This window comes from Limnobaculum eriocheiris, assembly GCF_021010575.1.
GTDB lineage: Bacteria > Pseudomonadota > Gammaproteobacteria > Enterobacterales > Enterobacteriaceae > Limnobaculum > Limnobaculum eriocheiris.
In genome coordinates, this window is record NZ_JAJNAG010000031.1 from 25458 (window position 1) to 38282 (window position 12825).

Annotated in this window: 9 protein-coding genes, 1 tRNA gene and 2 rRNA genes; 5 read left to right on the top strand and 7 right to left on the bottom strand. The window is 43.3% G+C overall.

The genetic code is table 11. The features are described from left to right. Positions 1-66 precede the first annotated feature (66 nt). Positions 67-1962, top strand: coding sequence for a diguanylate cyclase domain-containing protein (locus LPW36_RS12625; RefSeq protein ID WP_230610123.1), 1896 nt, complete (start codon positions 67-69; stop codon positions 1960-1962). A 31-nt stretch (positions 1963-1993) separates the two neighbouring features. On the opposite strand, the gene LPW36_RS12630 is transcribed toward LPW36_RS12625, so the two are convergent. The 3 genes from LPW36_RS12630 to gltP all read right to left on the bottom strand — a co-directional run bounded on the left by LPW36_RS12630 (position 1994) and on the right by gltP (position 5466). Continuing rightward, positions 1994-3322: an MATE family efflux transporter gene (locus LPW36_RS12630; protein ID WP_230610126.1), complete on the bottom strand. Its 1329-nt coding sequence runs from the start codon at positions 3320-3322 to the stop codon at positions 1994-1996. 95 nt (positions 3323-3417) lie between these two features. Beyond that, complete coding sequence (locus LPW36_RS12635) at positions 3418-4020, bottom strand: TetR family transcriptional regulator (protein WP_230610128.1); 603 nt, start codon at positions 4018-4020, stop codon at positions 3418-3420. 129 nt (positions 4021-4149) lie between these two features. Continuing rightward, entirely contained in the window at positions 4150-5466 is a 1317-nt protein-coding gene (gene gltP / locus LPW36_RS12640) for a glutamate/aspartate:proton symporter GltP (RefSeq protein ID WP_230610132.1), read from the bottom strand. Positions 5467-6317: 851 nt separating this feature from the next. On the opposite strand from gltP, the gene acs reads away from it, so the two are divergent. The 3 genes from acs to LPW36_RS12655 are packed head-to-tail and all read left to right on the top strand — an operon-like array spanning position 6318 to position 10294. Next, positions 6318-8276: an acetate--CoA ligase gene (gene acs / locus LPW36_RS12645; protein ID WP_230610134.1), complete on the top strand. Its 1959-nt coding sequence runs from the start codon at positions 6318-6320 to the stop codon at positions 8274-8276. 54 nt (positions 8277-8330) lie between these two features. Continuing rightward, positions 8331-8642, top strand: coding sequence for a DUF485 domain-containing protein (locus tag LPW36_RS12650; protein ID WP_230610136.1), 312 nt, complete (start codon positions 8331-8333; stop codon positions 8640-8642). Further along, positions 8639-10294, top strand: coding sequence for a cation acetate symporter (locus tag LPW36_RS12655; protein ID WP_230610143.1), 1656 nt, complete (start codon positions 8639-8641; stop codon positions 10292-10294). The genes LPW36_RS12650 and LPW36_RS12655 overlap by 4 nt, the downstream gene beginning before the upstream one ends. A 171-nt stretch (positions 10295-10465) precedes the next feature. On the opposite strand, the gene LPW36_RS17990 is transcribed toward LPW36_RS12655, so the two are convergent. After that, positions 10466-10621 (bottom strand): zf-TFIIB domain-containing protein, encoded by a 156-nt coding sequence (locus tag LPW36_RS17990; protein ID WP_420844778.1) that lies wholly within the window; start codon positions 10619-10621, stop codon positions 10466-10468. 403 nt (positions 10622-11024) lie between these two features. On the opposite strand from LPW36_RS17990, the gene aqpZ reads away from it, so the two are divergent. Beyond that, a complete protein-coding gene (aqpZ, locus tag LPW36_RS12660; RefSeq protein ID WP_230610145.1) occupies positions 11025-11726 on the top strand; it encodes an aquaporin Z in 702 nt (233 codons plus the stop codon). A gap of 628 nt (positions 11727-12354) precedes the next feature. On the opposite strand, the gene rrf (LPW36_RS12665) is transcribed toward aqpZ, so the two are convergent. The 3 genes from rrf (LPW36_RS12665) to rrf (LPW36_RS12675) form a co-directional block, all read right to left on the bottom strand. After that, a 5S ribosomal RNA gene (rrf, locus tag LPW36_RS12665) occupies positions 12355-12470 on the bottom strand. A gap of 30 nt (positions 12471-12500) precedes the next feature. Beyond that, positions 12501-12576: transfer RNA gene (locus tag LPW36_RS12670), tRNA-Thr, on the bottom strand. 143 nt (positions 12577-12719) lie between these two features. Beyond that, a 5S ribosomal RNA gene (gene rrf / locus LPW36_RS12675) occupies positions 12720-12825 on the bottom strand; the annotation flags it as partial.

The window sequence follows — 12825 nt, forward strand, 5'->3', positions numbered from 1 at the left end:
AGTTGCCTTTAATGCTTTAATTATTGTCTATACTTAAAAGGTATATATAACAACGAGAACGCGCTAATGATACCTGTCCGGTTGCCCAATACTGAAAAACAGCGAATTGAAATACTAAAATCACTTCAGATACTGGATACTCCGCCTTCAGAGCAGTTAGACCGTGTAACCCGCTTAACGGCGGATTTCTTTAATGTGCCTATCGCACTGGTTACGTTAATTGATAGTGACAGACAGTGGTTCAAATCCTGTTTTGGTTTATCACTGACTGAAACGTCGCGGGATATTTCAGTCTGTAGCCATGCCATCATGCAACGATCGGTATTTGTAGTTCCAGATCTGCGTAAAGACCCCCGTTTTTGCCATATTCCACCGGTGGTTGATGAACCTCACTTAGTGTTTTATGCCGGTTGCCAAATTCACTCTCGTCAGGGCATCCCTCTGGGTACGCTGTGCATCATCGATTCCAAAAAACATAAATTCAGTCACGATGACGAGAGTAAACTAAGCGACTTTGCCAAAATTGTTGAGCAATACTTCCACAGCCTGGAAGAAACCACCTATACCCGCAAAGTTGAGGATAACCTAAGTAATACCGAATCTATGTTTGCTCAAACCTTCAATCAGGCTGCTGTTGGTATGGCGAATGTCTCCTTAACCGGACAATGGCTACGGGTAAACCCAAAACTGTGTGAACTACTGGGTTATCCCGAACCAGAATTACTCAACAAGACTTTTCAGGAGATCACTTATCCTGACGATCTGAATACTGACCTCAACTTGTTACAAGAAGTGCTGGATGGAAAAATAGAAACCTACACCATCGAAAAACGCTATATCACTAAGCAACAGCATCTCTTCTGGGTATTGCTCACCGTTTCAATGGTGAGAAACAGCCAGGGAATGCCTCAGCACTTTATTTCTATCATTGTGGATATCAATGAGAAGGTATCCATTGAAAATGAACTCAAAAAACTGACTGATGAATTGGAAACCAGAGTTAAAGATCGTACTAAGCAGTTGGAAAGGATGCTACATCTGGTCAATGAAGAAGTGGAACAGCGGATTGAGACTCAGAATTTATTGAATATTGAAAAAGAACGTTTGAAAGAAATTACCGATAACGTTCCTGCTTTAATCAGTTGTGTTAATCATCAGCTTCACTACACGTTTAATAATAAAACTTATGAAGACTGGTTTGGTTTGCAGGCCAGGGATACTGTTGGAATGTATATGCCTGACGTCATTGGTAAAACCAGTTTCCAGACAGCTCAATGCTATATTGAAAAAGTCATTGCCGGTCAAAAAGTCTCATTTGAAAATACGCTGCCGACTAAAGAGGGTCTGAAGTATGTTCAAACCACGCTGATCCCCAACCGGGATCGTGAACAAGGCGAGTTCTATATTCTTTCCCTTGATATCACCGAGCTTAAACAGCTACAGCAAACCCTGATATTTGAAGCCTCCCACGATATGCTGACTAATTTGCCAAACCGCAGATCCTTTATTGATAGCTTGAATAACATACTGCTCGATCCGGAACAGCATCCATGGCTGGCTCTATTCTTTCTGGATTTGGACGGTTTTAAAGAGATCAACGATAGCTATGGCCATGAGTTTGGCGATAAAGTTTTACAAACCGTCGCCGGGATTATTTGCAATTCAGTACGGCAGAACGATATGGCAGTCCGCCTCGCCGGTGATGAATTTACTATTCTGTTTAGTCACCCGGATAACCCTCAGCATATTGTATCGGCAATTAGTCAGCGATTATTACAAGGGTTGTCTGAAGTTACCCATATCGATCAGACTCCCGTTAAGCTTAGCGCCAGTATCGGTATCGCGATTGTTTTAAACGACAATCTGCTCAAGCCAGAAACCTTACTCTCGTTAGCAGACAAAGCAATGTATCAGGCGAAACAGTTGGGTAAAGGAACATTTTGTATTGAATACAGCACCTGACCACACCGGATATCAGGGGTCAGGAAAGTCATTACGCAATGATGGATTGATTCATCTGCTTAAGCTGTTTCATTAACAAAAACAGCACCGGAATCATTAAAAATATGGCAGATAATGGCATAGCTAACCAAATGCCATTGGTTCCAAGATAACGCGGTAAAATAAACAAGAACGGCAGCTGAATCAGGATATTACAAATGGTGATGACCAGTGCCTTATGCCCTTCCCCGATCGCCTGAAAGAATGCTTCTGTCACCACAAAAAAGCCCTGAATAAACAGCACAAACAGGGATAGACGGACCGCATGAACAATCACCTGCTGCAAATGTTGATTATCACCTGCAAAAAAGCTGGCAAACAGAGTGGGAAATAGCAGCAAAGCCACGGTGAAAAACACGCCGCCCCCAACGCTAAATACCATTGCCAGCTTCAACACCTGTTTAACTGAATCAACCTGCTTTTCGCCATAAAAACGACTTACTATTGGCTGCATACCGTGAGCCAGACCTTCTGACAGCAAATAGTAAAACGTCAACAAATAACCAGTTACGGCATAGGCTGCCACTTCGATGGCACCACCATATTTCATAAACATAAAGTTATAGGCGACGATCGTTGCACCTAAATAGAGATACATAAACAGACTTGAAGAGCCGTTTTTACTAATCTTCCAGCTAAGATCCATTCGAGGTTTAAAGTGACGGCGCTGTACTCTTATCGGGCTGCGGCGACTAAAAATATAAATCAGTGCCAAAACCACTGCCGTACTTTCTGCAATAACCGTTGCCAGAGCAACCCCGATCAGCTCCATTCCCAGCAGCACAATAAATATGTAGTCCAACAGGATATTCATTAACGCTCCCACCACCATAAACGTAGTAGCAAGGCGAGGCGCATTCAGATTACGCATCAGATAAGGCGCTGCAATACTACCTAATACCAATGGTGCGGCACAGGCTACGACAATCAGGAAGTCATTACCATATTCCAGCACTTTGCCAGTGGCACCCTGAAAGGCCAAAATATTATCCCCAAAGAGATACAGAATCATACTGAGTAAAACGCCGGGAATAATCATTAATAGCGGCAGTTGGCCAATATAGGAGGACGCAATCTCACGATCTCCGGCACCGCGGGACAGAGAGACATGACTACCAATACCGATACCGACCATTAACCCCACCGCCAGCATGACACCAATCAGCGGCCAGGCAAGATTAATAGCAGCTAACCCATCACTACCGATGTACCTTCCAACGAAAATGCCATCAATAATTTGATAGGTACCACTCACTAACATCGCAATTAATGCCGGAATAGCATAGCGAGCAAAAAGCGCTCCAATACGCTGGTGTTGCATAAAAATACCTGAATAGACTTAATCAATAATCAACGGTCAAAAAAACATGACAACAATGTCATTGTCGTGAAACAACGAACTACGCCAGAAGATGGTTAGTCAGGTTGATAACCTAACTCATGCCGAATGCTATTTCTTAATAGTTCAGCAGCGGATACAGGCTGCATAATCGACGGGTTAATATACGAAATAGTAATGGTACCGAAGCTAATGGACATCAGTCGCCATGCTTTCACTTCGATACTTTCCTGCTGTATATCATGATGAAAGAAACCGCCCTGACATCCTGATTCAATAATGCCGACCACTTCGCGATGTAGCATCAACATAGAGTCGCTATATATCTCGCCGAGATCTTTATCGCGCACCGCCTCTGCCCATGCATCATTCCAGAGTTTGTTCACCGGATCGTTTGGCGATGATGTTGAATAGTCCAGCAGCTGAAACAACTGCTCCGGCGGTGCTAATTCAGCAATCTGCTCACAGATAGCCCGATGATCCTGCAAAGTAAACTGACGGAATACTTCCCGGCGCAACTCAGAGGTCGATGAAAAATGATGGTGAATAATACCTGTCGCGGCTCCCAGCTCAGTACTGACTTTTCGCGTAGTCACGTTCATAAAGCCATCTCTCAATGCAACTTTAATCGCCGCATCCAGAATCGCACTTCTGCGCTCATCTTTTGCCATATAGGACATGGTCCACTCTCTGGTGTTGTGATGAAATATATTTGATCATATGTTCAAATTGAACATGCGTCCATTTCTTTTATCTATGGCTTTTAAAAAAAGGTAAAAAAACGGTCCCCCCAGGGACCGTTTATCTGACTATAAGGAGGAACTACAGGCTATTTCTGCCTTGCCAAAAATCTCTTCCTCATAAGCGCGTGCTTTGTCTTTATCAAACTGTCGTTCCCACTTAGCGATAACCAATACAGCCAGCGCATTACCCACAACGTTCAATGCAGTACGAGCCATATCCATAATACGGTCTACACCAGCAATAAACATCAGGCCATCCAGAGGAATACCCACGCTACCCAATGTTGCCAACAATACGACAAAGGAGACGCCAGGAACGCCTGCAATGCCCTTCGACGTTACCATTAGCGTTAATACCAACGTAATTTCCTGCATTAACGACAACTCAATCCCATACAATTGAGCAATAAAGATAGCGGCAATACTCTGATAAAGCGTCGAACCGTCCAGATTGAAAGAATAACCGGTAGGAACCACAAAACCGGTAATGGCTTTAGATGCCCCATAGGCTTCCATCTTTTCGATAATTCTCGGCAGTACTGTTTCAGAGCTGGCGGTTGAGTAAGCCAAAATAAGCTCATCTTTCAGAATGCGGATTAAGGTCCAGATACGTAAACCACATATACGCGCTACGGTACCTAAAACAATCAACGCAAAGAAAATAATCGCACCATAAACCAGGGCAACAAGTTTCACTAATGGAATTAATGAAGAGAAACCAAAGGTTGCCACAGTCACTGAGATCAATGCGAACACACCCACAGGGGCATAACGCATAATCATGTGGGTCACTCTAAACATGGTTTCAGACATTGATCTGAATACATTCAGTAAAGGAGCTCGGGTCTCTTTAGGCAGCGACGATAGCCCTAATCCAAACAACACGGAGAAGAAAATGATCGGTAGCATCTCGCCTGATGCTAATGCTTTAAAGATGTTAGTTGGAATTAACGACATAATCGTGATGACTAAGCTATGAGCCCCACTCTGCACTTCTGCCGTTGTCACCTTATATTGGGATATATCCACCGCATTGAGCTGGGACATATCGATACCGTGACCGGGTTGAAAAACATTAGCCGCCACTAAACCAATTACAATGGCTACAGTGGTGATAATCTCAAAATAAATAATGGTTTTCAGTCCGATACGGCCCAACTTTTTAGCATCGCCAACACCGGCAATACCGACCACCAACGTAGATACCACAATCGGTACCACAATCATCTTAATCAGACGGATAAAAATGTCGCCAGCAGGTTTGAAGAAGTTCACAACTAACCAATCCGTTGATTCACTCCCATGCATCACTGAACCAACAATGATCCCTAGTACCAGAGCAATCAAAATCTGCCAGGCTAAAGTAATTTTAAAACCTTTCATATATCAAAAATCCTTCAATCTCGTTAAATGCCTGCTTACAGGCTCGCCTTAAGTAAGGCTTTTCATTATTTTTATGCGGGCTTTCAAACAAATAACTTCCCGCCTGAATGTCAACACTCCCTTAGTTTTATGATCAGAAAACACCATAGAAAAAATACAGGCGCTCTTTTTAGCATCTTATGCAGTAAAATTACATTTTTCTTTACATAAATACTAAAATTCAGACGAATTCACTGGTATAAACCCTACAAGATAGCATTGTGAATTGCGAAAAAAGAAAGAGAAATTTATCGCTATTTCCTGACTCTATTTGATAGAGTTAACTTACTCTTTCCGGAAAGAAACTAAACCTAATTAATTGATATAAATAATTTATCATAGAAAACAGAATGGAATAATAACTCATTCGTAGTATAAGAAAACAAAGACACTGAAAACCCAATAAGTGGCTATATTGGTATATTAGTACTGATTTTCACAGCTAATGGTCAAAATGGTAACAAAAGTACGGAGTAAAGCGTATTTTTTGCCTGATTGATATGCTATCAGATTATTTTATATTCAACTGATTTTTTGCTCTGAAATCGTTTCGGCTAAATTTTCCCCCCTCATCATTTCCCATCTTACTTCCACACACCTAAATCCGGATCGATTTTAGCCAGTCAGAATAAATAATCGTAATTAATTTCATATCAGCCTATTCATTTGTCTTTTAAAACAATTTCACCCATGACCATCATTATCCACTGTAATGAAGCGTGATCTTCCGCGCAAAAAACAAACATAAAATGTGCGCAATGATTGAATAATAACTAAATTACATAATGTTAACAAATTTAAAGGGAACAATAATGAGCACTGTTCATAAACATCCCGTTCCTGCCGCTATAGCAGAAAACGCGCTGATCAATACACAGCAATATCAGGCTATGTATCAGCAGTCAGTGGAAGATCCTGACAAGTTTTGGGGCACGCAAGGGAAAATTATTGATTGGATGAGACCTTATACCAAGGTTAAAAATACGTCATTTTCCCCTGACAATATTGATATACGTTGGTTTGAAGACGGTACGCTGAACCTGTCGGCTAACTGCCTGGATCGCCATCTGGAAACCCGCGGTAACCAGACGGCAATTATCTGGGAAAGCGATGACGGCAGTGAGACTCAAAGAATTACTTATCGCCAGCTCTATCACCGGGTGTGTAAATTTGCCAATGTGCTTAAAGCGCTGGGTATGAAACAAGGTGATGTGGTCGCAATTTACATGCCAATGGTACCGGAAACCGCCGTTGCTATGTTGGCTTGCGCTCGTCTGGGGCTGATTCATTCCGTTATATTTGCTGGTTTCTCGCCGGAAGCCATTTCCGGACGTATTATCGACTCCAGCTCTCGTCTGGTAATTACCGCTGATGAGGGGCTGCGCGCAGGTAAAACTATCCCGCTGAAAAAGAATATCGATGATGCGTTAGCAAATCCTCATGTGAATAGCGTTGAACACACCATTGTTTTCAAACGAACCGGCAATACCATTAACTGGAAACCCGGTCACGACCTGTGGTGGCATGAATTAGTTAATGCCGCAGATGATGAGTGTGCTCCGGTAGAGCTGCCGGCTGAAAGTCCGCTGTTCATTCTCTACACCTCTGGTTCAACCGGCAAACCAAAAGGTGTGCTGCATACCACCGGCGGTTATCTGGTTTATGCTGCACTGACCTTTAAATATGTCTTTGATTACCATGAAGGTGAAATATATTGGTGTACAGCCGATATGGGATGGGTCACAGGCCATAGCTATGCGCTGTATGGGCCATTGTGTAATGGGGCAACCACCCTCTTTTTTGAAGGGTTATTAACTTATCCAGGCCCTAACCGAATGTCACAACTGATAGATAAATATCAGGTCAATATTCTGTATACCGCACCTACAGCCATTCGTTCTTTGATGGCGCAGGGGAATCTGGCAATTACCGATACCACACGCAGTTCACTGAGAATCATGGGTAGCGTAGGGGAACCTATCAATCCGGAAGCCTGGGAGTGGTATTACTTCACTATTGGTAATGGAAAATGCCCGATTGTTGATACTTGGTGGCAAACAGAGACCGGCGGCTTTATGCTAACGCCGTTTCCCGGTGCCACCGAGTTAAAAGCGGGTTCTGCAACTTTACCTTTCTTCGGCGTCAAACCTGCACTGGTCGACAATGACGGAAATCAGCTAAGTGGTGCCTGTGAGGGCAATCTGGTGATTACCGATTCATGGCCGGGTCAGGCCCGGACACTCTATGGCGATCATACCCGATTTGAACAAACTTACTTTGCCTCATTCAAAGGTTTCTACTTCAGCGGAGACGGCGCTCGTCGCGATGAAGATGGATATTACTGGATAACTGGCCGGGTGGATGACGTTCTTAACGTATCGGGGCATCGTCTGGGAACTGCGGAAATAGAATCTGCACTGGTTGCCCATCCTAAAATTGCCGAAGCAGCGGTGGTCGGCATTCCTCACTATATCAAAGGGCAGGCTATTTATGCCTACATCACTCTGAATTACGGTGAGGAACCCAGCGATGAACTGTATGACGATGTTATTAAATGGGTACGCAAAGAGATTGGGCCAATAGCTACGCCCGATATCCTGCACTGGACCCAAACCCTTCCTAAAACGCGTTCGGGTAAAATTATGCGGCGCATTCTACGGAAAATCGCCGATGGCGATACCAGTAATCTGGGAGATACCTCTACGCTAGCCGATCCCGGCGTAGTTGAGAAATTATTACAGGAAAAAGAGTTAATGAAAGCAGCCTCATAACCAACGCCGCCTTGCGCGGCAATATTCAATCTTTATCTCACAGGAGACGCTCTGATGAATGATCACATTTATCAACGGATTGAAAATAACCCGCGCTTCAAAGATCTGGTGCGCAAACGGGACATATTTGCCTGGACACTCTCGTTTATTACTTTAGCTCTGTACGTTGGCTTCATTCTACTGATTGCTTTTGAGCCTCAGTGGTTGGGTACACCGGTCACAGAGGGGATCAGCATCACTCGTGGTATTCCAATTGGTATCGGGCTGATTCTTGCCTCATTTGTTTTAACTGGAATCTATGTCTATCGGGCGAACAGAGAGTTTGATGAGCTCAATGCGCAAATTTTGAATGAGGCACACCAATGAAAACTCGTTTTTTCTCTGCCTTAGCGCTACTGGCAGCCTCTCCACTGGCTTTTGCTGATGCCATTGGTGGCGAAGTTAAACGCCAGCCGCTAAATATTGAAGCTATAGTCATGTTTATCCTGTTTGTAGGGTTAACGCTCTATATCACTTACTGGGCATCCAAACGAACTCGCTCTCGTTCTGACTACTATACCGCTGGCGGCAAAATTACCGGGTTACAAAATGGCCTGGCTATTGCCGGTGATTTTATGTCTGCTGCCTCTTTTCTTGGTATCTCTGCACTGGTTTATACCTCCGGTTACGATGGCTTAATTTACTCTATCGGATTCCTAATCGGCTGGCCGATTATTCTGTTCCTGATAGCGGAGCGCTTACGTAACCTGGGAAAATATACTTTTGCCGATGTCGCATCGTATCGTCTGGGACAAAAAGAGATTCGTACCTTATCAGCCTGTGGTTCACTGGTCGTGGTTGCTCTTTATCTGATAGCCCAAATGGTAGGGGCCGGTAAACTCATTCAGTTACTGTTTGGTCTGAACTACCATGTTGCAGTCGTTCTGGTGGGTATTCTGATGGTGATGTACGTATTGTTTGGCGGCATGTTGGCCACCACATGGGTACAAATCATCAAAGCAGTACTACTGCTTGCCGGAGCCAGCTTCATGGCTATCATGGTGATGAAATCTGTTAACTTCAATTTTAATGAGCTCTTTGTTCAGGCAATTAAAACCAGTCCGAAAGGAGCTGCCATTATGAGTCCGGGCGGATTAGTTTCCGATCCTATCTCTGCGCTCTCATTAGGTTTGGCACTGATGTTTGGTACTGCCGGATTACCGCATATCATTATGCGATTCTTTACCGTAAGTGATGCCAAAGAAGCGCGTAAAAGCGTATTCTATGCCACTGGTTTTATTGGTTATTTCTACATACTTACCTTTATCATCGGATTTGGCGCGATCTTTCTGGTAGGTGGAAACCCGATGTTTAAAGATGCTGCCGGGGCGCTTATCGGCGGAACTAACATGGCTGCTGTTCACCTTGCTGATGCCGTGGGGGGGAGTTTCTTCCTTGGCTTTATCTCCGCCGTTGCGTTTGCCACTATCCTCGCGGTAGTAGCTGGCCTCACTCTGGCCGGAGCTTCTGCAGTTTCTCACGACCTCTATGCTAATGTTATTAAGCAAGGTAAAGCGACAGAACGTGATGAGTTGAAAGTATCGAAAATAACGACGGTAGTTTTAGGATTTGTTGCTATTGGGCTGGGGATTCTATTTGAAAAGCAAAACATCGCTTTCATGGTCGGCCTGGCATTCTCTATCGCGGCAAGCTGTAATTTCCCTATTATTATTCTATCAATGTACTGGAAAAAATTAACCACTCGAGGAGCCATGTTCGGTGGTTGGTTAGGACTGCTCAGTGCTGTAGGACTGATGATTCTCGGCCCAACCATCTGGGTACAAATACTGGGTCATGAAAAAGCTATCTATCCTTATGAATATCCGGCACTGTTCTCCATGATTATTGCCTTCATGGGAACCTGGTTCTTCTCTATTACGGATACATCTGCAAACGCAGTTCAGGAAAGAGAGCTGTTCTACTCTCAGTCTATTCGTTCACAAACGGGTTATGGTGCTTCAGGTAGCGTATCCCATTAATAAGCCAGCTAGTGATATATTAAAGGTGCCAATGGCGCCTTTAATATTATCTGGTGGCAGACCAGGGATAGTCCGCCAGTAAAAATGCTTTAATCGATCTTTTTGCGGATGTTGATATAGCCATTCACGTATCGACTTAATCTTTTGATAATCATCCTCACCGAAATGCTTTTAAATAGAGCTCATCAAATTGCGCTTTTGCCTCTGATTCAGATAATCTTCCAGCATCAACCAGACTCCACCACAACTCTTACATATTTGGCATGGGATCAGATTATCCAGAACCGACGATTGCAACGTAACAGTTTTACATTTAGCACACTGTATTTAGTTCTACTCTCTGAAAACAACTCATTGATAAGTAATAATTATTTCACATTAAATATATTAATATGAAATACTATCGCACATTAACTAATAATAATAAATACTGAATTATAGAATAGAACGATATAAACAATCGTATTAAATTAAAAGAATGCATTTCAATAATAAACGTATAGCCAACCCATAGTAAACAAATACAAAAAAACATTTAATATCAATGAATTATATTCAAATGTTCTTGTTATATCAAAAACAACACTTCTTGTGTGACTGATATCGCACATTTGAATAAAAACCACTGCTCGGTATAAACTCTGGCCCGTCAGTCGTAATGGACTATATTCATAAGATAGGCTTACTAATCGTTGGTATGCCTGTTTATTCTTTTAAGGAAAATTACATCATGTTAAGAAAACTCTCAGCTGAGTTCTTTGGTACTTTTTGGCTAGTATTCGGTGGTTGTGGTAGTGCAGTTTTAGCTGCTGCTTTCCCTGGCTTAGGCATTGGTTTTGTTGGTGTCTCACTGGCATTCGGTCTTACCGTATTAACCATGGCTTATGCTGTTGGCCATATTTCTGGTGGGCATTTCAACCCGGCAGTAACGCTAGGTTTATTTGCAGGTGGTCGTTTCCCTGCTAAAGACGTTGTTCCATACATCATTACACAAGTTATTGGCGGTATTGCTGCTGGTGCTGTGTTATACCTGATCGCCAGTGGTAAAGCAGGCTTTGACGCCAGCGCCAGTGGATTTGCATCTAACGGTTATGGTGAGCACTCACCGGGTCAATTCTCTTTGCAAGCTGCTATTGCAGCTGAATTTGTATTGACCGCATTCTTCCTGATCATCATCCATGGAGCAACGGATAAACGCGCTCCTGTTGGATTCGCGCCGATTGCAATTGGTCTGGGTTTAACGCTGATTCACTTAATCAGCATTCCTGTCACTAACACTTCAGTCAACCCGGCGCGTAGTACTGGCGTTGCGATTTTCCAGGGTGGTTGGGCATTAGAGCAACTGTGGATTTTCTGGTTGGTACCTATCATTGGTGGTATTGTTGGTGGCCTGATCTATCGTGGCCTGCTGGAATGTAAAAAAGCAGACTAAGTACAACCTTAATTGATATCAAGCCCGCTATTTATAGCGGGTTTTTTATTGCCATTTTCCTGTCTTTTTCGAGAATCTTCAAAATAGAAACTGTATTAATACAGATTCGATAGGGAGACATCTTATCTATAGAAAACTGAAATCTCCATACATGCTATTTAGCATAGAAATCTATCCTGAATTGACCGTAGTACGATTATTATTGAGGTCTTCACGAGATTCGACTATCTTCTCTGTATTCGTTTTAGGGTTCAATATGCAAGTAACAATCTAATTATCCAAAGCACTTCTTAAAAGACAGTCAGATTATTAATAGCTGTACCATTCCCTTTTTAGATCAACAGGTCACATGATTCAAATCCGCTCCCTCGTCGATTAAACTCGATCTTTTTCAAATAATGAATACAGGCCTCATTACAAAGCAAAAAACCCCAGGCTTTTGGACTGAGGTTTCTCTTAATTAAAGTCTGGCAATTTATGAAGACTGCATCATTCACCCTTCAGGTCAACGCTTCGCGTTGCTCAAACCCGTTTCGCAGGTTTTGTCCCACTCTCTATTGAGTAGCGAACTGCATCACCAGTAAAGCAAAAAACCTCAGCCTTTCGACTGGGGTTTCTTTTAATTAAAGTCTGGCAGTTCCCTACTCTCGCATGGGGAAGCCCCACACTACCATCGGCGCTACGGCGTTTCACTTCTGAGTTCGGCATGGGGTCAGGTGGGACCACCGCGCTATCGCCGCCAGACAAATTCTTTCTATGTCTAACATAATTAAGTGGTGCTGATACCCAGAGTCGAACTGGGGACCTCACCCTTACCAAGGGTGCGCTCTACCAACTGAGCCATATCAGCGCCAAAACCGGTTTTATCAGATACAAACCTGATAACAATATCTACAGTCTAGCAGTTTAAATGACTTTGTCATTTAACCATCGGGACAAGGTTTGTACCGTTCCGTGGTTTTAGCTACTTATACTGCTTACATCAAATTTAAAGCCTGGCAGTTCCCTACTCTCGCATGGGGAAGCCCCACACTACCATCGGCGCTACGGCGTTTCACTTCTGAGTTCGGCATGGGGTCAGGTGGGACCACCGCGCTAT

Coding starts and splice junctions, on each gene's coding strand:
- LPW36_RS12625 (WP_230610123.1), top strand. CDS start 67: ATGATACCTGTCCGGTTGCCCAATACTGAAAAACAGCGAATTGAAATA.
- LPW36_RS12630 (WP_230610126.1), bottom strand. CDS start 3,322: ATGCAACACCAGCGTATTGGAGCGCTTTTTGCTCGCTATGCTATTCCG.
- LPW36_RS12635 (WP_230610128.1), bottom strand. CDS start 4,020: ATGTCCTATATGGCAAAAGATGAGCGCAGAAGTGCGATTCTGGATGCG.
- gltP (WP_230610132.1), bottom strand. CDS start 5,466: ATGAAAGGTTTTAAAATTACTTTAGCCTGGCAGATTTTGATTGCTCTG.
- acs (WP_230610134.1), top strand. CDS start 6,318: ATGAGCACTGTTCATAAACATCCCGTTCCTGCCGCTATAGCAGAAAAC.
- LPW36_RS12650 (WP_230610136.1), top strand. CDS start 8,331: ATGAATGATCACATTTATCAACGGATTGAAAATAACCCGCGCTTCAAA.
- LPW36_RS12655 (WP_230610143.1), top strand. CDS start 8,639: ATGAAAACTCGTTTTTTCTCTGCCTTAGCGCTACTGGCAGCCTCTCCA.
- aqpZ (WP_230610145.1), top strand. CDS start 11,025: ATGTTAAGAAAACTCTCAGCTGAGTTCTTTGGTACTTTTTGGCTAGTA.